The sequence below is a fragment of the Agrobacterium pusense genome (assembly GCF_013285525.1).
GTDB classification, from domain to species: Bacteria; Pseudomonadota; Alphaproteobacteria; order Rhizobiales; family Rhizobiaceae; genus Agrobacterium; species Agrobacterium pusense.
The window spans coordinates 180,501-203,612 of record NZ_CP053857.1 but is presented as its reverse complement, the minus strand read 5'-3'; the positions used below and the strand labels follow the sequence as shown (position 1 = coordinate 203,612).

Here is a 23,112-nt window from a genome sequence, read left to right as displayed (position 1 = left end):
AGAGGGTGCATCTTGGACAGGTCCAGCCGGGAACTCATGCAGCCGATTCCACCGAGCGACCGCGTGCGCCAGGTGGAGGCCGCGCTTTCCGACTATGTGGAGCGGGCAGGGCTGAAGGCTGGAGACCGGCTGCCGGCGGAGCGGGAACTGATGGCGGCGCTGGGCGTCGGCCGCTCCACCATTCGCGAAGTCATCCGCAAGTTCCAGGCGCTCGGCGTCATCGACAGCCGCAAGGGCAGCGGCAATTATCTGCTGAAGCCGATTTCCGCCGCCACCGTGCATATGCCGATTTCCATCGATGCCGAAAGCCTGCGCGATGCGCTGCTGATGACGCTGGAGGTTCGGCGCGGCATCGAGGTGGAAGCCTCCATGGCGGCTGCGCGCCGCCGCACGGCAGACGATATCGCCACGATGGAAGCGCGGCTTGACGAGATGGAGCGGGTGCATCTGGCCGAGGGAACCTCCGGCAAGGCCGACCTTGCCTTCCATCTGTCGATCTACGACGCGACCCATAATACGCTGTTCAAGCAGCTTCTGGAGCAGATGCGCGAAGGTTTCGAACGCTTCTGGTCGAAGCCGTTCGACCGCCCGGATTTCGCCGGTCGCTCCTTTCCCTTTCACCGCACGCTGTTCAATGCCATCGCCGCCGGTGATGCCGAGACCGCCCGTGAAGAAACACTGAAAATCCTCGCCGTCGTCGAGGAGGATATCAAGGACATGTCGAAATGAACCATGGCAACGATCTCTTCGATCCCGCCTCATTTATCGTTGCGCATGACGAGGCCCACGCCTTCGAAGCCGTGGTGCCGCCCATCGTACAGACCTCGCTTTTCACCTTTTCCAGCTATGACGAGATGGTCTCCACCTATCGCGGCGAAAAGGTGCGGCCGGTCTATACGCGCGGGCTGAACCCCACCGTGCGGCTGTTTGAGGAGATGCTGGCGAAGCTGGAAGGTGCCGAAGATGCGCTCGGTTTTGCAAGCGGCATGTCGGCCATTTCCTCCACCGTGCTGTCCTTCGTTTCGCCGGGCGACCGGATCGTCGCCGTGCGCCATGTCTATCCCGATGCATTCCGCCTGTTCGGCACCTTCATGCAGCGCATGAATATCGAAGTGACCTATGTCGACGGCCGCGATGAGGCGGCGGTTGAAAAGGCGATGCCGGGCGCAAAGCTGTTTTACATGGAAAGCCCGACGAGCTGGGTGATGGAAGCCCATGATGTCGGTGCGCTGGCCGCCATCGGCAAGCGGCATGGCGCCGTCACCGTCATCGACAATTCCTGGGCAAGCCCGGTCTTCCAGCAGCCGATCTCGCTCGGCGTCGATCTCGTCGTGCATTCGGCCTCGAAATATCTCGGCGGTCATAGCGATGTGGTCTCCGGCGTGGTGGCCGGTTCGAAGGCGATGATCGACCGCATCCGGGCGGAAACCTATCCCTATCTCGGCGGCAAGATGTCGCCCTTCGATGCCTGGCTGCTCATTCGCGGGCTTCGCACCCTGCCGTTGCGCATGAAGGCGCATCAGGCCTCGGCGCTTGAGATCGCAACCCGCCTGCAGGCGCTGGATGTGGTGGAGAAGGTCTGCCATCCGGGGCTGGCGAACCGTCTGCCGCCCGGCCTTCACGGCACCTCGGGCCTGTTTTCCTTCATCTTCAAGGACGGGGTGGATGTGCGCGCTTTTGCCGACCGCCTCAAGCTTTTCAAACTGGGTGTTTCCTGGGGCGGGCATGAAAGCCTGATCGTCCCCGGCGAAGTGGTGCTCGAACAGAAGGCGCAGCCAAACTCCGCCCACACCTTCGGCATCAGCGCGCGTTCGGTGCGCCTGCATGTCGGGCTGGAGGGCACGGAAGCTCTCTGGAACGATCTCGAACCCGCGATCAAGGCGGCCTCCGCCGCCTGACGTGTTTTTAAACTGACGACAAAAAAGGGGAGAACGACATGAAAAAACTGGTAACAGCAGCAATCTTCACCGCCCTGATGACCGGAACGGCGCTGGCGGACACGACCTTGAAACTGGTCGAGGTCATCACAAGTCCCGAGCGGACGGAAACGCTGAAAGGCATCGTCTCGAAATTCGAGGCTGCCAATCCCGGCACCAAGGTGGAAATCATCTCCCTGCCGTGGAGCGAAGCCTTCCAGAAATTCGCCACCATGGTCTCGGCCGGCGATGTGCCTGACGTGATGGAAATGCCCGACACATGGCTGTCGCTTTATGCCAATAACGGCATGCTGGAGAGCCTTGAGCCCTATCTTGCCAAATGGGAGTACACCGCGGGCCTGAGCGAGCGCACGCTGGAACTCGGCCGCGATGTCAAGGACACGGCCTATATGCTGCCCTATGGTTTCTACCTGCGCGCCATGTTCTACAACAAGAAACTGCTGGCCGAAGCCGGCGTGAAGGAGCCGCCGAAGACCCTTGAGGAATTTGCCGATGCGTCCAAGAAGGTCGCAGCCCTTCCCGGCAAATCCGGCTACTGCCTGCGCGGCGGCCCGGGCGGCCTCAACGGCTGGGTCATGTTCGGCGCATCCATGGCCGGTTCGAACGAGTTCTTCACCAAGGACGGCACCTCCACCTTCGACAGCCCCGGCTGGGTGAAGGGCCTGACCTATGTGATCGATCTCTACAAGAACGGTTATGCGCCGAAGGACAGCGTCAACTGGGGCTTCAACGAGATCGTCGCCGGCTTTTATTCCGGCACCTGCGCCTTCCTCGATCAGGACCCGGATGCGCTGATTGCCATTGCCCAGCGCATGAAGCCGGAAGATTTCGGCGTCATGACCATGCCCAAGGGCCCCGACGGCAAGACCTTCCCGACGATCGGTTTCGCCGGCTGGTCGATGATGTCGAAATCCGAAAACAAGGACCTTTCCTGGAAGCTGATCGAGACACTTGAAGGGCCGGAAGGCAATATCGAGTGGAACAAGAAGACCGGTGCGCTGCCGGTGCACAAGTCGGCGGAGAAGGACCCCTTCTATGCCAGCGAGCAGTTCAAGGGCTGGTTCGACGAACTGGCCGACAAGAACGCCGTGCCGACGACGATGCCGACCTATCTTGAGGAATTCGCCTTCTTCAAGGATTCGCTTGTGATTAAGACATCGCAGGAAGCGCTGCTCGGCGATATCACGCCGGAAGACCTTGCCAAGCAATGGGCTGATTACATGACCAAGGCGCAGCAGAAGTTCCTGGCCTCGAAGTAACGACATTGACCGGCCGTGCGGGCGCACATGCCCGTGCGGCGAGTCTTGCCGGCCTTCGCTACGACAGGCCTTTTCATAGAAATTTTTCGGATCGGTAAGCCGTGAGGCTGGAAAACCCGTCCGTTCCGTCGTCCGATCAGGGAGCGATACAATGTCCTATGCCCATGGCGCCGGGCCGGTGGCTGCGCGCAAACCGGCCGGCAAGCCTGCGATGCGGCGGTTTGCCGATTGGGCCGAACCGTGGCTTTACAGCGCGCCGGTGCTGGTGCTCATCGTCGCCGTCATGCTGGTGCCGCTGGTACTCGGCCTCTCCTATGCCTTTCGCGATGTTCAGCTGCTCAATCCGTTCTCCGGCGGTTTTGTTGGTCTCAAACATCTGGAGGCGCTGTCGCAGGATGCGGCCTTTTACCGGGCGCTGAAAAATACACTGTGGTGGACGGGTGCTTCGGTCTTCCTGCAATTCTTCTTCGGCCTCATTCTGGCGCTGCTGCTCGATAAACCCTTTGCGGGCAGGGGGTTGGCGCAGGCGCTGGTGTTTCTGCCATGGGCCGTGCCGACCTTCCTTGCCGGTCTCAACTGGGCATGGCTGTTCAACCCGGTCATCGGGCCGCTGCCGCACTGGATGGTCTCGCTCGGGCTGTTATCCGCGCCCAACAATATCCTCGCCGATCCGCAGCTTGCCATGTGGGGGCCAATCATCGCCAATGTCTGGTGGGGCATTCCCTTCTTCGCCATCACTTTGCTTGCTGCACTTCAGGCCATCCCGCGCGATCTTTACGAGGCGGCGGAAATTGACGGGGCGAACCCGTTGCAGCGCTTCACCTCCATCACCCTGCCGTTTCTGGCGCCCACCATCGCCATCACCATCCTGCTGCGCACCGTCTGGATCGCCAATTTCGCCGATCTCATCATCGTCATGACCAATGGCGGGCCGGCCGACCGCACGCAGATCGTCGCCAGCTACATCTTCACGCAGGCCTTCCGGCGGCTGGATTTCGGTTATGCCTCGGCCATCGCGCTGGTGCTGCTGGTGCTGCTGCTTGCCTATTCCATGCTGATCGTGCTGCTGCGCCAGCGCCTGATCGAGAAGGACTGACCGATGACATCAAGGATATTTCTCACCCTTGCCCATCGTCTGGCGATTCTTGCCTATATCGCCTTTGCACTGTTCCCACTGTTCTGGTTGCTCAAGGTTTCCGTGACGCCGAATGATCTGCTCTATAGCGAAGGTGTGAGGATGTGGCCATCGCGGGCGACCTGGGATCATTATCGTTTCGTCATAGAAAACAGTGCTTTCCCGACGTTTTTTAAGAACAGCGTCATCGTCGCGGGCTCCACGGCAATTGCCGTAACGATACTTTCTTCGCTCTCGGGTTACGCGCTGTCACGCTTCCGTTTCAAGGGCAAATACTGGATTGTCGCGCTAATGCTGATCACCCAGATGTTTCCGCTGGTCATGCTGGTCGCACCGATCTTCAAGATGCTCTCGCTCCTCGGCCTCACCAACAGCCTGACGGGCCTCGTCATCGTCTACACCGCCTTCAACGTGCCTTTCGCCACCTTCCTGATGCAGTCGTTCTTCGATGGCATTCCGAAGGATCTGGAAGAGGCGGCGATGATCGACGGGGCGAGCCGGTTTACGGCCTTCCGCCAGATCATCCTGCCACTGACGCTGCCGGGCATCGCCGCGACGCTCGGTTTCGTCTTCACCGCCGCGTGGAGCGAGCTTCTGTTTGCGCTGATGCTGATTTCCGGCAACCAGAGCGCCACTTTCCCGCTTGGCCTTCTGACCTTTGTTTCGAAATTCTCCGTCGATTTCGGGCAGATGATGGCGGCGGGCGTTCTGGCGCTCATTCCGGCCTGCCTCTTCTTCCTGCTCATTCAACGTTATCTCGTGCAGGGCCTGACGGCCGGCGCGGTGAAAGGATAATCCCATGGCTTCCATCGAGCTGAAGAATGTCGGCAAGACCTATGGCGACCTCGCCGTGCTGCATGGCGTCGATCTTTATATCAGGGATGGCGAGTTCATCGTCCTCGTCGGTCCCTCCGGCTGCGGAAAATCGACGCTGCTGCGCATGATCGCCGGCCTTGAAGAGATAACATCCGGCGACCTGTCCATCGATGGCGAACGCGTCAATGATCGCCGGCCGAAGGATCGCGATATCGCCATGGTGTTCCAGTCCTATGCGCTCTATCCGCATATGAGCGTCGCCGACAATATGAGCTATAGCCTGCGCCTGCGCCGCAGCCCGAAAGAAACCATCGCGGCGGCGGTGGCCGGTGCTTCCGCCAAGCTCGGCCTCGATCCCTATCTCGCCCGCCGTCCGAAGGCGCTCTCCGGCGGCCAGCGTCAGCGCGTCGCCATGGGCCGCGCCATCATGCGCCAGCCAAAGGCCTTCCTGTTTGACGAGCCGCTGTCCAACCTCGATGCCCGGCTGCGCGAGCAGATGCGCGCCGAGATCAAACGCATGCATGCCGATCTTGGCGCAACCTCGGTTTACGTCACCCATGACCAGATCGAGGCGATGACGCTTGCCTCACGGATCGTCGCCATGAATGCCGGCCATGTGCAGCAGATCGGCGCACCGCTCGATCTTTACGATCGTCCCGCCAATCTCTTCGTCGCCGGTTTCATCGGTTCGCCCGGCATGAATTTCCTCGAAGGACGGCTCGGACAGGAGAATGGCGGCAGTTTCGTCGTGCTGGATGACGGCACGCGCCTTGCGCTTGGCCGGGAAGTGGACCTCGCTGATGGCGAGCCGGTCACGCTCGGCATCCGCCCGGAACATGTCACCGTAGCACCGGCTGAAGGCGGTGTGGAAGCAACCGTCGATCTGGTCGAGCCGACCGGCCTCGGCGTCATCCTGCACCTCACCGTGCATGGATTGCCCTTCAAGCTGTTTTCATCAGACCGGGCATTGTTGCAGCCGGGTAGATCCCTGCAGGTCGGTTTCCCGCAGGAAAGGCTGCATGTCTTTGATCGGAATGGCGTGAGGATCGGGGAGGCGTGAGGCTTACCCCCCCTCTGCCCTGCCGGGCATCTCCCCCTCAAGGGGGGAGATCGATCTGCGGCAAAGTCTCGCACATCTCTAAGCTTGCGAGTGAAGCGATGAAAGAGCCTCTTGCCGATCTCCCCCCTTGAGGGGGAGATGCCCGGCAGGGCAGAGGGGGTAAGCCCCACGCGCCTGCGGGTCCGCTGTGAATGAAAAACCTTGTGAAAGCCAGCACCTAGATCGCCACACCCTTCTCATCAAACCTGTGGATTTTGGTATCGTCGGGCGTGATGAAGACAGTGTCGCCGTGCTTGCAGGCGAATTCGCCGTCCGCGCGGGCGGTAATCGGGCCGATGCCTGGGACATCGATATGCAGAAATGTGTCGGAGCCGAGATGTTCGGCGACGGTGACCTTGCCCTGCCAGAGACCGCTTTCCTTCGACAGCACCAAATGTTCCGGCCGAACCCCGGCTGTGGCGGCACCCTGTTGGCGGGCGAAGTCACCGGTGATGAGGTTCATGCGCGGCGAGCCGATGAAGCCGGCGACGAAGAGGTTGGCGGGAGAGCGATAGAGCTCCATCGGCGAACCGACTTGCTCGATATTGCCACGGTTCAGCACCACGATCTTGTCGGCCATGGTCATGGCCTCCACCTGGTCGTGGGTAACGTAGATCATCGTCGTTTTCAGCGTGTTGTGCAGCTCGGAGATTTCCAGCCGCATGGTGCCGCGCAGCGCCGCATCGAGGTTGGAGAGCGGCTCATCAAACAGGAAGGCGGAAGGCTCGCGCACGATGGCGCGGCCAATCGCCACGCGCTGGCGCTGGCCGCCCGAGAGCTGTGAGGGCCGGCGTTCGAGATAATCGGTGAGGTTCAGCACCCGTGCCGCATCCTCCACCTTCTTGTCGATAACCGCCTTGTCGAGCTTGGCCATCTTCAGCGGAAAGGCGATGTTGTTTCTGACACTCATATGCGGATAAAGCGCATAGGACTGGAACACCATGGCAAGGCCACGTTCGGCCGGCGCACGCTCGGTCACATCCTTGCCGTCGATGACGATCTTGCCGCCGGAGACATCCTCCAGCCCGGCGATCAGGCGCAGAAGCGTGGACTTGCCGCAACCGGAGGGACCGACGAAGACGACGAATTCGCCATCGTGGATATCGAGATCGATCGACGGGATGACCTTTGCCTCACCGAAGACCTTGGACACGTTCTGAAGGGAAATGCTGCCCATGTTTGTCGTTCCTTATTTCACGGCGCCAAAGGTCAGGCCGCGCACGAGTTGCTTCTGCGAGAACCAGCCAATGACGAGAATGGGGGCGATCGCCATCATCGAGGCGGCCGAAAGTTTTGCCCAGAACAGCCCCTGCGGCGAGGAGAAGGAGGCAATGAAGGCCGTCAGTGGTGCCGCATTGGTGGTGGTCAGCCGGATGGTCCAGAAGGATTCATTCCAGGCGAGGATGACGTTCAAGAGCAGCGTCGAGGCAATGCCGGGCACCGCCATCGGTGTCAGCACATGCACGATCTCGTTCCACAGCGATGCACCATCCATGCGCGCCGCTTCCAGGATCTCGCCGGGAATTTCCCGGAAATAGGTGTAGAGCATCCAGATGACGATCGGCAGGTTGATGAAAGTCAGCATGATGGTGAGGCCAATGCGGGTATCGAGCAGGCCGGCATTGCGGAAGATCAGATAGATCGGCACCAGCACGGCCACGGCCGGCATCATCTTGGTGGAAAGCATCCACATCAAAATGTCCTTGGTGCGCTTGGTCGGCGAGAACGCCATGGCCCAGGCGGCGGGAATGGCGATGATCAGCGCGATGATTGTCGAGCCGAGCGACAGCACGACCGAGTTCATGAAGGGCTTGAAGTAATCGCGCTGGGTCTGGACCGTCACGTAATTCTCAAGCGTGCCCGAGGGGATGAGGCTGAAGCCGGCGATCGCCTCCGGCTCGGTCTTGATGGAAGTGAGGAAGGCGTAAAGGATCGGGAAGAACAGCAGGAGCGCGACGATCCATGCAGCGATGGAGAAGCCGATCTTTGCGCGAGTGGTTGTCTTGCGGGCCATGATGTTTCCCCTTTACCGGTCGAGGTTCTTGCCGACCGCGCGCATCAGGAAGATGGCGACGATATTGGCGAGGATAACGGCGATGATACCGCCGGCCGAAGCGCCACCCACGTCGTAACCCAGAAGCGCGGTGCGATAGATCAGGAAGGCAAGGTTGGTGGACGCATAACCCGGGCCGCCATTGGTGGTGACGAGGATTTCCGCGTAGACGCCGAGAAGGAAGATCGTCTGGATGAGGATAACGACCGTGATGGCGCGGGAGAGATGTGGCAGCGTCAGATAGATGAAGCGGTTGACAAAGTTGGCGCCATCCATCTCGGCCGCTTCCTTCTGCTCGCCATCGAGCGACTGCAGCGCGGTCAAGAGGATCAGCGTCGCAAAGGGCAACCATTGCCAGGCAACGATGATGATGATGGACAGCAGCGGAAACTGTGCAAACCAGTCCACCGGCTGGAAACCGAAGAAGCGCGACAGATCGGCGAGCACCCCATAGCCGGGATGCATGATCATATTCTTCCACACCAATGCTGCCACCGGCGGCATGACGAAGAAGGGCGAGATGATCATGATGCGCACAATGCCCTGGCCGAAAATGTCGTTGTCGAGCAAAAGCGCAATGGCAATGCCGCCGATGACGGTGATCAAAAGCACCCCGCCGACGATCAGCAGCGTGTTCCAGATCGATTGGAAGAAGGCGGGGTCGGTGTAGAAATACTGATAATTGAACAGGCCGGCGAAGCTGACATTGGCCGGGTTCAGGAGGTTGTAGTTCTGGAACGAGAACCACAGGGTCATTGCCAGAGGCACGATCATCCAGACCAGAAGCAGCAGAACCGAAGGCGCAAGCATCACCCGCGCAAGACCGGTCGTGTTTCGAGTTGCCATTAGTCGTCCTCCCTCACGGATACAGTTATAAGTTTGAGCGGGATTTCAAATGAAAACCGCTCGCACTTTCCCCATTTCGCTCCGGCGGCCTCTGCCGCAGGGGCATCCGGATTTATGATTGCCGTCAGTGGCGGCCTTCGCCCGTCGCCGCGTGATAGGTCGCCAGAACCTGATCCACAGCCGCGATCAAAATCTCTTCCGCGTCCTCGCCCGCAACTGTTGCGAGCGGTAATTCGCCGAGATACTGGCGCAGCAGGGTTTCGGGAATTGTCTTCCCATCCAGCGCCTTATGCAAGGCGGAAACGGCCTGCAACGCTTCCGGCCGCGTCCAGTAATAACGGATGCGGTCGCTGTAACTATAGTGGCGCTGCAATCGCAGCGTGATGTCGTCGCCATGGTAATGGCCCTGCCAGTCGCCCGGCGCGCTCAACATCAGTTTTTCCATGGTCCGTGCCAGCGGTCGGTCGCCATAGGTGCCGACCATTTCGGATGCGATCATATCAAGCGCATAAAGCGCTTCCCGGTAAGCGAAGGTGAGGCCCGGACCAACTTTGAGGATTGGATATCCGTCGCGCACCAGTGCGGCAAGGGCAGGCTCGGTCTGGTAATCGGTGGAATGGGCCTCGAACACCAGCTGCGGTTCGCCGTCCAGAACGGCGCTCAGCGCCTCCGCGGCCTGCGGATCATAAGCGACGACATTGTCGCTGTCGAATTCCACGCCGGGCTGCACGACGAAAGCGATGACCCGTTCGAAGGCTTGCGAAAGACCGTGCTGCGCGAATATCTCGCGGTGAAGGTCGATGGTGTTGCGCGCCGCCTGCGGCTGCGTTGGCGCAACCGTGTCGAGCACATGGTCGGCACCGCCAGGCACCGGCACTTCGGTGCCGAGAATATAAAGCGGTTTGGGCAGGCCGGCATCGGTGGCCGCCTTTTCGGCAACGGCGGCAAGTTTGGCGGCGCGGTTGGCGATGGTGACGTCATCCAGCGCCGCCGGCTCACCGGCACAGCCCATCGATGCATCAAGGTGAATCTTGCGAAAACCCGATGCCACATAGGCTTCGACCATGGCGGCGGCTTTTGTCAGCGCCTCTTCGGCCGGCTCCGTGCGCCAGGGATTGGGACCGAGATGGTCTCCGCCAAAAATCACCAGTTCGCGGGGCAGTCCTTCCTCCTCGGCAATGCTGTTGACGAAGCTGACGAAGTCCCGTGGCGTCATGCCGGTATAACCGCCGAGGTGATTGACCTGATTGCAGGTTGCCTCGATTAGCACCGGTGTCTTGCCGGTGGCGGCGCGGCGGATTGCGGCGCGCAGAACAACGGGATGGGCGGAGCAGACTGAGGTGATGCCGGCGGGCTTGCCGGAGCGGCGCGCGGCGGCGAGATTTTCGAGTATACCGGTCACAGGATTTCCTCCGACAGTTGCGCGGTCAGAAAGGCGTCGAGTTCGGAAAGGCTGGCGGCGCCCTCCATCGGGCCGCGGCGGGTGACATTGTGCGCGCCGGCGGCATTGGCATAGGTGAGTGCCTTTTGCGGATGCATGCCGAGGCGACGGCAGGTGAGATAGGTTGCGCCGAAACAGTCGCCGGCACCGGTCGGGTCGATTTCGCGGACCCGCAAGCCGGGGACGTCGATGCGTCCATGGGCGCGGCTGAAATGGCTTGCGCCATCCGCGCCGCGTTTCAGAACGATTTCGCCGATACCGGACGCAAGCAGCTTTTCAATTGCCGCGTCCTCGTCATCCAGTCCAGAGGCCGCCTGAAGTTCCTCGCCGGAGGGCAGGAGAAGATCGGTAATCTCAAGCAGATCGTCGATCAGCCTGCGGCCGGCATCGCCCTGCGCCAGTTCCTTGCGGATGTTGGGATCGAAGGAGACCGAGCCGCCGCGCGCCTTGACGCTCCTGATGGCTTCGAGAATGATTTCGCCAATGCCGGCAATCGCAAAGGCCGATCCCATGGCGTGCACATGGCCCGCTTTTTCGATAAGAGCCTGTGCTTCATCGGTCATATGCGTTTCGCTGGCCGCCGAATGGGCAATGTTGAAAACGAAGTCCCTTGCGCCGTTTTCCCGGTAACGCACGAAGGCGCTGCCTGTCGGCCGGTCGGCTATGGTGGCGATGGCCGAGACATCGACGCCATCGCCGCGCAGCCTTTCGACATTGAGACGGCCGAAATCATCGTCACCCACCGCGGCAATAATGCCGGCGGCTCCGCCGCAGCGCGCCACCTGGTCGATGAAGATGGCCGGTGCGCCGCTCGGAAACGGGCCGATCAGCGCCTGCGGCTCCAGAAAGCCGTCGCCCATCGTCGTCGCCATGATTTCCACTAGGATTTCCCCCGCCGTGATGGTCGGGCCTTTCGTGTGCGACGCCAGTGCGGATGTCTGCCTCATCGTCTCCTCCATATGCATTCGGCTCCCGTCCTTTGCGGATGCAAATTCCGCCATCCCAAGTGCCTATGGTTTTTGGATATCATTCAAAAATTTACGCGCGTCAATATATTTGATGGTGAAAATTTTGTTGCGTCGCAGCAGGTAAGGCGTTTCTTCAAATAATTTTTTATGAGAGTATTTGTTTTAAAACAGTAGCTTATGCGCGCACGCAACTAGATCTTCATGCCCCAATTTATTTTCGGATGTTGACAATAGAGCGAGTTTCGCGAGATAAAAAATTTACGCATGTATTGTTATGCGTAGACATCCGTAAAGGAGGAGCGGGTATCATGAGCAAATTCATTGGAATTCTGTCGTCGTCTGTGGTTGGGGCCGGGCTTCTGGCCGGGCTGGCGCAGGCGGAAGAGATCAACATCGCCACCGTCAACAATGGCGACATGATCATCATGCAGAAGCTTTCCAGCGCCTGGGAGAAGGAAACAGGCAACAAGATCAACTGGATCGTGCTGGAGGAGAATGTTCTGCGCGAGCGCGTCACGACCGACATCGCCACCAATGGCGGCCAGTTCGACATCATGACCATTGGCGGTTACGAAGCGCCGATCTGGGGCAAGCAGGGCTGGCTGGCGCCCGTCGATGATCTCGGCGACGATTATTACTATGCCGATCTGCTCGACCCGATCAAAAAGGGCCTGACGGTTGACGGCAAGCTTTACGCCGTGCCGTTCTACACCGAAAGCTCGTTCACGCTTTACCGCAAGGATCTGTTCGACGCCGCCGGCCTGAAGATGCCTGACAATCCGACGTACGACCAGATCAAGGATTTTGCCGCCAAGCTGACCGACAAGTCGAAACAGCAATATGGCATATGCCTGCGCGGCAAGCCGGGCTGGGGCGAAAACATGGCCTTCCTCGGCACCATGATCAATACCTATGGCGGCCGCTGGTTCGACATGGACTGGAAACCGCAGCTGACGAGCGAGCCGTGGAAAAAGGCGATTGCGGATTATGTGGCGCTGATGACCTCCTACGGCCCGCCCGGTGCGGCCGCCAACGGCTTCAATGAAAACCAGACGCTGTTTTCATCCGGCCGTTGCGCCATGTGGATCGACGCCACCTCGGCGGCGGGCCGCGTTTATGACCCCAAGCAGAGCCAGGTTGCCGACAAGACCGCGTTTACGCGTGCTCCCGTCGAGGTAACGCCGAACGGTTCGAGCTGGTCGTGGTCCTGGAACCTTGCAATCCCAAACAGCACGAAGAAGCTTGAAACCGCCAAGTCCTTCGTCAAATGGGCGACTTCGAAGTCCTATGTGAAGACGGTTGGTGAAAGCGAGGGCTGGGTGGCCGTGCCGCCGGGTACGCGCAAATCCACCTATGAGCTGCCGGAATACAAGAAGGCTGCGCCTTTCGCGGATACGGTACTGAAGGCAATCATGTCTGCCGATCCGTCCAAGCCGACCAAGGATCCGGTGCCCTATACCGGTGTGCAGTTCGTCGCCATACCGGAATTCCAGTCCATCGGTACGGTTGTCGGCCAGCAGATCGCGGCAGCCCTTTCCGGCCAGCAGAGCGTCGATGCGGCGCTCGAAGGCGCGCAGAAACAGGTCGAACGTGACATGACCCGCGCGGGCTACATCAAGTAGCCGCGTCCTCCCGGCGTGCCGCCCGTTCGCCTTCTGGTGGCGGGCGGCATGGGTGGACACAGACCCGCCGCCCTCATTCCTGTGAAATGCACAGGAATGAGGGGGTGGAAAAATTGCATCTAACACTAAACGCAGGGCCGAATTCATCGACTGCCCGCGATGCATCACGGAGATCGACATGAGATTGAACAACAAGATTGCGCTGATCACCGGCGCTGCCCGCGGTATCGGCCTTGGTTTTGCGCAGGCTTTCGCCGATGAGGGCGCAAAGGTCATCATCGCTGATATCGATATTGCCCGCGCCACGGCGGCTGCCGCCGCCATCGGCCCTTCGGCAAAGGCGGTGCGGCTGGATGTTACCGACCTCGCTCAGATCGATGCGGTGGTGAAGGCGGTGGATGAGGAGTTCGGCGGCATCGATATTCTCGTCAACAATGCCGCGATCTTCGATATGGCGCCGATCAACGGCATTACCGAAGAGAGCTATGAGCGGGTGTTCGACATCAATCTCAAGGGTCCGCTGTTCATGATGAAGGCCGTCTCCAATGTCATGATCGAGCGCGCGCGCGGCGGCAAGATCATCAATATGGCAAGCCAGGCCGGCCGGCGCGGCGAGGCGCTGGTGACGCTTTATTGCGCCTCCAAGGCGGCGATCATTTCCGCCACGCAGTCGGCGGCGCTGGCGCTCGTCAAGCACGGCATCAATGTCAACGCCATTGCGCCCGGCGTCGTGGATGGTGAGCATTGGGAAGTGGTCGATGCACATTTCGCCAAATGGGAAGGCTTGAAGCCCGGCGAGAAGAAGGCGGCGGTGGCCAAATCCGTGCCGATCGGCCGTTTCGCCACGCCTGACGATATCAAAGGGCTGGCGGTTTTCCTCGCCTCCGCCGACAGCGATTATATTCTCGCCCAGACATACAATGTCGACGGCGGCAACTGGATGAGCTGAAAAGCCGGAGATGACCATGCATGCCATTCAATTCGTCGAGAAGGGACGCGCCGTGCTGGCGGAACTCCCCGTCGCCGATCTGCCGCCGGGTCACGCGCTCGTGCGGGTCAAGGCTTCGGGGCTTTGCCACACCGATATAGACGTGCTGCATGCGCGTTATGGTGACGGTGCGTTTCCCGTCATCCCCGGCCATGAATATGCCGGTGAAGTTGCAGCCGTGGCTTCCGATGTGACAGGCTTCAGAGCCGGTGACCGTGTGGCCGTCGATCCCAATCTGCCATGCGGCACCTGTGCCAGCTGCAGGAAGGGTCTGACCAACCTTTGCAGCACGCTGAAGGCCTATGGCGTTTCCCACAATGGCGGCTTTGCCGAATTCAGCGTGGTGCGCGCGGATCACCTGCACGGCATCGGTTCGATGCCCTATCATGTCGCGGCACTGGCCGAACCGCTCGCCTGCGTCGTCAACGGCATGCAGAGCGCTGGCATCGGTGAGAGTGGCGTGGTGCCGGAAAGCGCGCTGGTGTTTGGCGCCGGTCCCATCGGTCTGCTGCTTGCCCTGTCGCTGAAAGCGCGTGGCATTCAGACGGTGACGATGGCCGATATCAATGAAAGCCGGCTGGCCTTTGCCGAAAGTCTTGGGCTCAAGGTGGCGGTGTCGGGCTCGGAAGCGCTCGTGCGGCAACAGAAGTCTTTCGATTTTGTGGCCGACGCGACGGGTATTGCCGCTGTTGCCGAAGCGATGATCCCGCTGGTTGCGGATGGCGGCACCGCGCTGTTTTTCGGCGTCTGCGCGCCGGATGCCCGCATTTCGGTGGCGCCTTTCGAAATCTTCCGGCGTCAGCTGAAGCTTGTCGGCTCACATTCTCTAAACCGCAACATACCGCAGGCGCTTGCCATTCTGGAGACGGATGGCGATGTCATGGCGCGGCTGGTGTCGCACCGGCTGCCGCTTTCGGAAATACTGCCATTCTTTACGAAAAAACCGTCTGATCCGGCGACGATGAAAGTGCAGTTTGCGGCCGAATGATCGTTTGGCCGTTGATAACCATTCGACCGGCTTTTCGTGCGAAGGCCGGTCGATATAGAGTACCACATGTAATATTTCATGGGGGCAAGCACTTTGGCCAAATCTATCAGGACGATGGAAGAATTTTCGGAATTCGTCGGCCTTTCCCGCCCGACTGTTTCGAAATACTTCAATGATCCGGCCTCGGTCCGCAAGAAGACGCGGGACACCATTGAGGACGCGCTGAAGAAATCGGGCTTCCGGCCGAATATCTTCGCCGTCAACCTCAACCGCCGCCGTTCCAATATCATCGGCATCATCATTCCAAACTCCACCGATCCGTTCTACATGGCGCTGACGAGCCGCATCGAACTTATCGCCAACGAGGCGGGGTTCCTCGCTTTCGTGCTATCGTCGGATGGCAAGGCGGAAATCGAGGACCGGGCGATCCGCACCTTCAAGTCAATGAATGTTGCGGGCGCCATCATCGCGCCGCTCGGCGTCAAATCCCATCGCGCCACGCTGGAGCAGCTCGCGGCCAGCATTCCGATCGTTTACGTCGATTCGCCGCTGGATGAGACCTCGGCCTTTGTCGGCACGGACAACCGCCAGAGTGTCGGGCTGATGGTGGATTATCTCTGCCGTTCGGGCGAACCGCCCTGTTTCTTCGATATGCCGCAGGTCAATACCAACGCTGCGACACGCCGCACGGCCTATGAGGAAGCGATGCAGCGTCTGGGTTTCGAGCCGCATGTCATCGATGTTCCCGGCATCGTCACCTGGGATTTCGAGCGTTTCGCCTTTGATGAGGCGAGCCGGCTGCTGGATGGCGCAGGGCATTTGCCATCGCGCACCATTTTATGCGCCAATGACCGTATCGCCTTCGGCGTCATCGCCGCCGCCTTCCAGAAGGGCATCAAGGTTGGCCATGGCTCCGATTACGATCTCAGGGTTGCCGGCCATGACGACCATCCGCTGTCGCGTTATGCCTGCCCGCCGATTACCACAGTGGCGCAAAATTATAACGAGATCGGTAGGCTTTCGATCGAGCTTCTGCTGCAGAAGCTGGATGATGAGACGGATGATACGACGCGGATGCGTGAACGCATCCTGCTCAGCGCCGATCTGATGCTGCGCAAATCGGCCTGATTTCTTGTTAGATAAACTAAATGAAAAATCTGATTTTCTAAATAGAACTAATATCTGAACGCTCCTACTCTGGTCTCAAGGTTGCTTTGGGAGGCGACCGCGAGAGCCGGCGCAAAGGCGTGCCGGGGTCCGGGAGGAACGCAGAAACGTCATGTGGCCAGCGCCGCGAGGGGTGAACCTTCGCTGCCTCGGTATCGCATGGCCTTCGCCGGGCAGTCTGGACATTCTCGCCAGCAATTTCCCCAGCGAAGGATGTCAAAACATGAATCTCTATTCTCTTCTGTCAGCGCGTGCAGCCGGCGGCAAACCTGTCCGGGTCGGTCTCATCGGTGCCGGCAAGTTCGGCTCCATGGTGCTGGCGCAGGCGCAGCGCATCGCCGGTTTCCACATGGTCGCCGTTGCGGACCTCAATGTCGGAAAGGCGAAGGAATCGCTGGATCGCGTCGGCTGGCCGAAGGAACGCTACGATGCGAAGAGCTGCGCCGAGGCGCTGAAGAGCGGCAAGACCTATGTGACCGACGACGTGAACGAGCTTTTCGCCTGCGGTGAGATCGAATGCGTCATCGAGGCCACCGGCCATCCGCTGGCCGGTGCCCGCCACGCGTTGGGCGCCATCGACCACAACAAACACGTCGTCATGGTCAATGTCGAAGCCGACGTCATGGTCGGGCCGATCCTTGCCGAAAAGGCCCGCGCCAAGGGCCTGATCTATTCCATGGCTTACGGCGACCAGCCGGCGTTGATCTGCGAGCTTGTCGACTGGGCGCGCGCCACCGGCTTCGAGGTCGTTTCCGCTGGCAAGGGCATGAACTTCGAGCCGCGTTACCGTTATTCGACGCCGGACACGGTCTGGGGTTATTTCGGCTGGACGGACGAGGAAGTGGCCAAGGGCGACTTCAATCCGAAAATGTATAATTCCTTCACCGATGGCACCAAGGCGGCCATCGAAATGGCGGCTGTCGCCAATGGTACGGGGCTGGATTGCCCGGATGACGGTCTGGCTTTCCCGCCCGCCGGCCTGCACGATCTCGCCCGTGTTTTCCGTCCCGCCGCCGATGGCGGCCGCATGGCCCGTTCAGGCCTGGTGGATATCGCCGCAAGCCAGGAACCGGATGGACGCGAGGTGTTCAACAACATCCGTTACGGCGTCTTCGTCACGTTCAAGGCGCATAATGAATATGCCCGCGCCTGCTTCAAGCAATATGGCCTGCTGACCGATCCGTCCGGCTGGTATGCCTCCATGTGGCGTCCGTTCCATATCATTGGACTCGAAACCTCGATCAGCGTGCTCTCTGCCGTATTGCGAAACGAGGCAACCGGCTGCTCGAAGGAGTTCCGCGGCGATGCCGTCGCCACAGCCAAGAAGGACATGCAGCCCGGCGAAATGCTGGACGGTGAGGGCGGTTATGCGGTCTGGGCGAACGCCATTCCAGCGACCCGCAGCCTGGACATGAAAGCGCTGCCGATCGGCCTCGCCCATAACGTCAAGCTGAAGCGCGCCATCAGGAAAGACCAGATCGTCAGCTTCGACGATGTGGAGCTGGTCAACGATCTCGACGTGGTGAAGCTGCGTCAGGACATGGAAAACCGCTTCCGCCCGCAAAAGGACGCTGCGGCGTGACGGGCGGGGATCAGGACATGTCGAAGGGGGCCTTCGTGGTGATAGCGGAATTTCGGGTCAAGCCCGACGCGATGGAGGCCTTTCTCGACGCTGCGCATGATGACGCCACCCATTCGGTTCGTGATGAACCGGGTTGCCGGCAATTCGACGTGGTGCGGCCAGAAACGGGAAACAATGTGGTGTTCTACGAGGTCTATGACGACAAACAGGCTTTTGACGACCACCTGAAGACACCGCATCTCGACCGATTCCGCGAGGCGTTCCCGGCGCTTATCGAAGAAGAACTGCCGGTGCGCTTCCTGAACCGGCAATGGCTTTGAAGGATGGGAACGATGGCAGACATCCGCCAGGTCGCCGTTATCGGTACGGGTATCATGGGCGCACCCATGGCGGCGCGCCTGGCAGAGGCCGGGTTTTCCGTCAAGGCCTGGAACCGCAGTGCCGACAAGGCTGCGGTTCTGGCAGAGAAGGGCGTGCAGCCGACCGTAACGGCTGCCGAGGCTGCGGCCGAAGCGGATGTGGTGCTCTGCATGCTGAGTTCCGGGCCGGTCTGCAACGATGTTCTGCTCGGTTCGCCGGGCATCGTTTCAGCCATGAAACCCGGTGCGGTTCTGCTTGTCATGAGTTCCATTCCCGTTGAAATTGCAATTGAACAGGCTGAAGCCGCCCTGGCATGCGGCGTCAGATATGTCGATGCGCCCGTGTCCGGCGGTGAAAAGGGAGCGATCGAAGGAACGCTCGCCATCATGGCCGGGGGTGAACAGCGGGATGTGGATGCGCTGCGGCCGCTCCTCGGTTGTCTTGGCCGCGTCACGCACGTAGGGCCGGTGGGCTGCGGCTCTCTGGCCAAGCTTGCCAATCAGCTGATCGTCGCCTCGACAATCTGCGCCGTTGCCGAAGCTCTCACCCTTGCGGAAGAAGGGGGAGCGGACCCGGCACAGGTGCGCCACGCCCTGCTTGGCGGATTTGCCGATTCCACCGTCTTCCGTCAGCACGGAAAACGCATGGTTGAGGGCGATTTCCGCCCCGGCGGGCCGGCGAAATATCAGGTCAAGGATACGTCCACGGCGCTGGCCTACGCCAGAAGCCGCGGCCTGACATTACCGGTCAGCGAGGAGGTTGACCGGCTGTTTCGCTCCATGGTCGAGCATGGCGCGGGCGAGCTTGATCACAGCGGTGTGATCCTTGAAATTAAGCGCATGAATGCGTTCGGAGGAACGCTCGAAACTGTTTAAGACACAACAAAGGGAGGAACACATGAAAATTTCAAAACTTTACGGGCTGGCCCTTGCCGCCACCATGCTGGTCGCATCGATTGCACGGGCCGAGACGCTGACGCTGTCGACGCCGGATGCAGACAATTCCGAAATCACGCTTTCCGCCAACAAGTTCGCGGAACTGGTTTCAAAAAAGACCGACGGCAAGCTCAAGATCAAGGTATTCCCAAACGGTACGCTTTATGGCGGCGATCCTTCGGCGGGCGTCAAGCAGCTGGCCGGCGGCTCGCTTGACATGCTCCTGAATTCGACATCGCTCTACGCGACGTTCAACCCGAAATTCACAGCTATCGCCATTCCCTATCAGTTCCGTGATATCGACCAGCTCCGGGTCTATCTCGACAGCGATCTCGGCAAGGAGCTTTCCGGCGATCTGAGCAAGATCGGCATTCTCGGGCTCGATCTTTGGTCACGGCCGCTGCGCCAGATCACCAATTCGAGGGCGCCGATCAAATCCCCAGCCGATCTGAAGGGCATGAAGCTGCGGGTGCCGAACAATCCGCTCTGGGTTGAATTCTTCGGCGCCATGGGGGCCGCCCCGACGCCGATGGCTTTTGCCGAGGTCTATAATGCCCTCCAGCTCAAGGTGGTCGACGGGCAGGAAAATCCGGTCAATGTGCCGGTCAGCGCCAAACTCTACGAGGTGCAGAAATACCTGACGATCAGCAACCACATCGCCGACGCCTGGGTGCTGGGCATGAATCCTGCCCGTTTTGAAGGTCTTGATGAGAACTTCAAGACCGCGCTCAAGGAGGCTGCCGTGGAAACGGAGGCCTGGAAGGCGCAGAACGACGCTGCCGATATCGACAAGTCACTGGAAACGCTGAAAAAGAACGGCATGGAGGTGAACGCGCTGACCGATGACGAGCGCAAGGCTTTCGTGGCCGTGGCGGCCGGCCTTTCGGCGAAATTCTCCGCTCTGGTGAAGGATCAGGCCTTCTTCGACAAGACGCAGGCGTTCCTCAAGACGAACTGACCTTTCCGCAAACGGACGGCCGGGTTTCGATCCGGCCTTCCCAAATGTCAGGCAGGGTCGTCTTGCCGTGAGGGCAGGGTGGCATTCGTTTTACCGGATATCCGGTTTCAGCAGTGGAAGGGTATTGTCATGAACGATACGAAACCTTCGGTGCTCGGCACCATCGTAAGACTCATCGCCGATGTGGCCGCAGGCGCGGCCTGCGCCGGCATTCTCATCGTCGTGCTCCTCCAGGTCATTGGCCGCCTCATCGGCAGTCCTCTCCCCTGGACCGAGGAAGCGACCCGCTTTCTCTTCATCTGGATGGTGTTTCTGGGCCTCGCCGCCGGCTTCCGCACCGTTGAAAGCGCCCGTGTTGTGGTGTTTCTCGTGCTGTTTCACCGCTTCTTCCGGCGGCTCGCGGTGCCGATCTACGTCGGTTCATCCGTGTTCTTCTTCGGCATGATGGGCTGGACGGGCCTGACTATGGTGCGCCAGCAGGTCATGATGAACGAAACCGCCGCCACGCTTCCCATCCCGATGTGGACCATCGGCATCGTTCTGCCGGTTTCCGCCATCATCGCCGTGCTCGCCATCGTCGAATCGCTGCGCAGCCGCCGGGAGCTCATCGCGCTTCCCGAGCTTGGCCTGCCGGCGGACGAGATCGCACACGCCGACATCTCCATTTCAGCAGGACATTGATCCATGTCGGTCTTTCTTCTCGTCGCCTTTTTCGGTCTCAGCATGCTCGGTGTACCGCTCGCCATTGCGCTGGCGCTCGCCAGCGTCGGCACGCTCTGGCTCTTTACCTCCATGCCGATGGACCTGCTGTCGCAGACGATGTTCTCGTCCATGAACTCCTTCCTGCTCGTCGCCGTGCCGCTGTTCATCCTCGTCGGCACCGTCATGGAGCGGGGGCGTGTGGCGGAGCGCATTTTCGATTTCGCCGAGGCCATGGTGGGCTGGTTGCCCGGCGGCCTCGGTCACGTCAACGTCATCTCCTCGGTGATTTTTTCCGGTGTCTCCGGCTCGTCCGTCGCCGACATCGCCTCTGTCGGCGCCATCGAGATCAAGGCGATGGAGCGGCATGGCTTCCCGAAGGGTTATGCCGTCGGCATGACGCTTTGCACCTCCACGCTCTCCTCGATCATTCCGCCGTCGATCCTGATCGTCATTGCCGGCTCCATCGCCAACGTGTCCATCGGCACATTGCTGATCGCGGGCCTGGTGCCCGGCCTCTTCATCGCCTTCGCCTTCCTGGTCTTCAATCACTTCTATTCCGTGCACTACGGATATAACCCGCCGACCCCCTTCAACTTCCGTCTGGTTGTCATCACCGGACTTCGCGCCATCCTGCCGATGCTCACCCCGCTGATCCTCATCATCGGCATCGCCAGCGGCCTGTTCACGCCGACGGAAGCCGCTGCCATCGCGGTCGTTTATGTAGCGGTGCTCGGCGTCATCGTCTACCGCACGCTGCCGGTGCGCGAACTGCCGGAAATCCTCATCTCGACGGCACGCATTTCCGGAACCATCCTGTTCATCGCCGCCACTTCGCAGCTGGCTGCCTGGGTCTTCACCTTTGACGGCCTGCCGGAACAGGTCGCCGAACTCTTGAAGGCGATGAACCTCGGGCCGATGACGGGCATGCTCGTGATCTTCGTGTTCCTGCTGATCATCGGCATTTTCATGGAAGCGATCCCCGCCATGTTCATCCTCATTCCGGTATTGATGCCGCCGGTCGAAGCGCTCGGTATCGATCCGATCCATTTCCTGATCGTGACTGTCATGACGCTGACGCTCGGGCTGGTGACGCCGCCAGTCGGGGTCTGCCTGTTTGCCGCAGCCCAGGTCGCGAACATGAAGATCGAGGATGTCATCCGCGGTTCGCTGGCGCCGATGACGGTGCTAACGCTCGCCATATTTGCGCTGGTGCTTTTCCCGATCCTGACGCTTGGACCGATACGGCTGATGGGTCTCTACTGAGCCGAAACAGTACGCCTGAAAAACTCAGACAACGCGACGGTCACGCCACTCGTCGCGTTGTTTTCGCATCCACTCCAGGAAAAGCGTCACCTTTCGCTGCCGCAGGTGAGAATGCGGGCAAACGATCCATTGGGTAACGAGCTTGATGCGCGGTGCGTCGATGACGGGGCAGACAAGCGCTCCGGCGCTCAGTTCCCGTTCCATCATCAGCGTGCTTTCCAGCGCGACGCCCAGACCGCCGGCCGCGGCGTCGATGGCCATATGGCTGCGGTCGAACAGCACGCGCCGCCATCTTTTGTCTGAATGCACGCCCGCCATCGGGAACCAGTGCGTCCACTGCGCCTGCGCCTTCACCGAATGAATGAGCCGCAGTTCGAGCAGATCGGCGGCCTGAAGGCTTCCGGTGGCGGCATAGTCCGGTGAGGACACCGGCAGGAATTCCTCTTCCACCAGCCCTTCCACGAAGAGGCCCGGCCAACGACCATCGCCGTGGCGCAGCTCCACATCGACGAGCTCCTGCGAAAAATCGGTCGGCTCGTTGGTGCCGTCCAAGCGCACTTCCAGTTCAGGATGCTCCTCCAGAAAGGAGCCGAGACGCGGCAGAAGCCATTTGTTGGAAATGGTCGGCGTCGCCCGGATAGTCAGTGCCGTGACGGAACGGAAACCACGAATGCTGTCGGTCGCGTCGGATATCTGCTCAATCTGGGCGGTGATCATCGAAAAATAGCGCTCGCCCGCTTCGGTCAATGTCACCTTGCGGCCGGTTCGCGCCATCAGCGTCGTGCCGAGCTGGCCTTCCAGCAGCTGGATCTGCTGGGAAACGGCCGAAGGTGTCACGCTCAACTCTTCCGCCGCCCGGGAAATGCTGCCCGCCCTTGCCGCGGCGTGGAAAACGAGGATCGATTTTATCGGGATTTGCATGGATAGGCTTTGCTCAACGGAATACGGCGGTCACCCGAGTATCACAGGTGACCGCCGTGTTGAAAAGCGTTG

Annotated in this window: 22 protein-coding genes; 16 read left to right on the top strand and 6 right to left on the bottom strand. The window is 60.3% G+C overall.

Annotation, left to right across the window (positions count from 1 at the left end):
- The first annotated feature begins 36 nt into the window (after positions 1-36).
- The 6 genes from HQN82_RS14590 to HQN82_RS14565 all read left to right on the top strand — a co-directional run bounded on the left by HQN82_RS14590 (position 37) and on the right by HQN82_RS14565 (position 6,207).
- Positions 37-729 carry a FadR/GntR family transcriptional regulator gene (locus HQN82_RS14590; RefSeq protein ID WP_048902873.1) on the top strand — a complete coding sequence of 231 codons (693 nt, stop codon included), beginning with the start codon at positions 37-39 and terminating at the stop codon, positions 727-729.
- A complete protein-coding gene (locus tag HQN82_RS14585; protein ID WP_022562682.1) occupies positions 726-1,898 on the top strand; it encodes a PLP-dependent transferase in 1,173 nt (390 codons plus the stop codon). Before HQN82_RS14590 ends, HQN82_RS14585 begins: the two co-directional genes overlap by 4 nt.
- Positions 1,899-1,936: 38 nt before the next feature.
- Positions 1,937-3,196: an ABC transporter substrate-binding protein gene (locus HQN82_RS14580; RefSeq protein ID WP_077986963.1), complete on the top strand. Its 1,260-nt coding sequence runs from the start codon at positions 1,937-1,939 to the stop codon at positions 3,194-3,196.
- Between the two features lie 151 nt (positions 3,197-3,347).
- Entirely contained in the window at positions 3,348-4,292 is a 945-nt protein-coding gene (locus HQN82_RS14575; RefSeq protein ID WP_003525091.1) for a carbohydrate ABC transporter permease, read from the top strand.
- A gap of 3 nt (positions 4,293-4,295) precedes the next feature.
- Positions 4,296-5,126: a carbohydrate ABC transporter permease gene (locus tag HQN82_RS14570; RefSeq protein WP_022562680.1), complete on the top strand. Its 831-nt coding sequence runs from the start codon at positions 4,296-4,298 to the stop codon at positions 5,124-5,126.
- Positions 5,127-5,130: 4 nt separating this feature from the next.
- Entirely contained in the window at positions 5,131-6,207 is a 1,077-nt protein-coding gene (locus HQN82_RS14565; protein WP_173615114.1) for an ABC transporter ATP-binding protein, read from the top strand.
- Between the two features lie 217 nt (positions 6,208-6,424).
- Here HQN82_RS14565 and HQN82_RS14560 read toward each other — a convergent pair whose 3' ends face one another.
- The 5 genes from HQN82_RS14560 to HQN82_RS14540 form a co-directional block, all read right to left on the bottom strand.
- Positions 6,425-7,423: an ABC transporter ATP-binding protein gene (locus HQN82_RS14560; protein ID WP_173615113.1), complete on the bottom strand. Its 999-nt coding sequence runs from the start codon at positions 7,421-7,423 to the stop codon at positions 6,425-6,427.
- 12 nt (positions 7,424-7,435) lie between these two features.
- On the bottom strand, positions 7,436-8,260 hold the full coding sequence (locus HQN82_RS14555) for a carbohydrate ABC transporter permease (RefSeq protein WP_004445255.1): 825 nt from the start codon (positions 8,258-8,260) through the stop codon (positions 7,436-7,438).
- A 12-nt stretch (positions 8,261-8,272) separates the two neighbouring features.
- On the bottom strand, positions 8,273-9,145 hold the full coding sequence (locus HQN82_RS14550; RefSeq protein WP_022562676.1) for a carbohydrate ABC transporter permease: 873 nt from the start codon (positions 9,143-9,145) through the stop codon (positions 8,273-8,275).
- A 124-nt stretch (positions 9,146-9,269) separates the two neighbouring features.
- A complete protein-coding gene (locus HQN82_RS14545; protein ID WP_173615112.1) occupies positions 9,270-10,547 on the bottom strand; it encodes a D-tagatose-bisphosphate aldolase, class II, non-catalytic subunit in 1,278 nt (425 codons plus the stop codon).
- Positions 10,544-11,551, bottom strand: coding sequence for a tagatose kinase (locus HQN82_RS14540; protein WP_173615111.1), 1,008 nt, complete (start codon positions 11,549-11,551; stop codon positions 10,544-10,546). The genes HQN82_RS14545 and HQN82_RS14540 overlap by 4 nt, the downstream gene beginning before the upstream one ends.
- 311 nt (positions 11,552-11,862) lie before the next feature.
- Here HQN82_RS14540 and HQN82_RS14535 point away from each other — a divergent pair, with 311 nt between their 5' ends.
- From HQN82_RS14535 to HQN82_RS14490, 10 genes are all read left to right on the top strand, one after another.
- Positions 11,863-13,176 carry an ABC transporter substrate-binding protein gene (locus HQN82_RS14535; protein WP_162702151.1) on the top strand — a complete coding sequence of 438 codons (1,314 nt, stop codon included), beginning with the start codon at positions 11,863-11,865 and terminating at the stop codon, positions 13,174-13,176.
- Between the two features lie 178 nt (positions 13,177-13,354).
- Positions 13,355-14,125, top strand: coding sequence for a galactitol 2-dehydrogenase (locus tag HQN82_RS14530; protein WP_022562672.1), 771 nt, complete (start codon positions 13,355-13,357; stop codon positions 14,123-14,125).
- 16 nt (positions 14,126-14,141) lie between these two features.
- On the top strand, positions 14,142-15,152 hold the full coding sequence (locus HQN82_RS14525; protein ID WP_048902953.1) for a D-altritol 5-dehydrogenase: 1,011 nt from the start codon (positions 14,142-14,144) through the stop codon (positions 15,150-15,152).
- 114 nt (positions 15,153-15,266) lie between these two features.
- Positions 15,267-16,280: a LacI family DNA-binding transcriptional regulator gene (locus tag HQN82_RS14520; protein ID WP_048902871.1), complete on the top strand. Its 1,014-nt coding sequence runs from the start codon at positions 15,267-15,269 to the stop codon at positions 16,278-16,280.
- A 262-nt stretch (positions 16,281-16,542) separates the two neighbouring features.
- Positions 16,543-17,901 (top strand): NAD(P)H-dependent oxidoreductase, encoded by a 1,359-nt coding sequence (locus HQN82_RS14515; protein WP_173615110.1) that lies wholly within the window; start codon positions 16,543-16,545, stop codon positions 17,899-17,901.
- 17 nt (positions 17,902-17,918) lie between these two features.
- Positions 17,919-18,221, top strand: coding sequence for a putative quinol monooxygenase (locus tag HQN82_RS14510; protein ID WP_077987656.1), 303 nt, complete (start codon positions 17,919-17,921; stop codon positions 18,219-18,221).
- Positions 18,222-18,233: 12 nt separating this feature from the next.
- Positions 18,234-19,136 (top strand): NAD(P)-dependent oxidoreductase, encoded by a 903-nt coding sequence (locus HQN82_RS14505; protein ID WP_077987645.1) that lies wholly within the window; start codon positions 18,234-18,236, stop codon positions 19,134-19,136.
- Positions 19,137-19,158: 22 nt separating this feature from the next.
- Entirely contained in the window at positions 19,159-20,154 is a 996-nt protein-coding gene (locus HQN82_RS14500; RefSeq protein ID WP_004445022.1) for a DctP family TRAP transporter solute-binding subunit, read from the top strand.
- A 129-nt stretch (positions 20,155-20,283) separates the two neighbouring features.
- On the top strand, positions 20,284-20,835 hold the full coding sequence (locus HQN82_RS14495) for a TRAP transporter small permease (protein ID WP_004445019.1): 552 nt from the start codon (positions 20,284-20,286) through the stop codon (positions 20,833-20,835).
- A 3-nt stretch (positions 20,836-20,838) separates the two neighbouring features.
- Positions 20,839-22,119 (top strand): TRAP transporter large permease, encoded by a 1,281-nt coding sequence (locus HQN82_RS14490; protein ID WP_004445017.1) that lies wholly within the window; start codon positions 20,839-20,841, stop codon positions 22,117-22,119.
- Between the two features lie 24 nt (positions 22,120-22,143).
- On the opposite strand, the gene HQN82_RS14485 is transcribed toward HQN82_RS14490, so the two are convergent.
- A complete protein-coding gene (locus HQN82_RS14485) occupies positions 22,144-23,040 on the bottom strand; it encodes a LysR substrate-binding domain-containing protein (RefSeq protein WP_022562665.1) in 897 nt (298 codons plus the stop codon).
- Between the last annotated feature and the right edge of the window lie 72 nt (positions 23,041-23,112).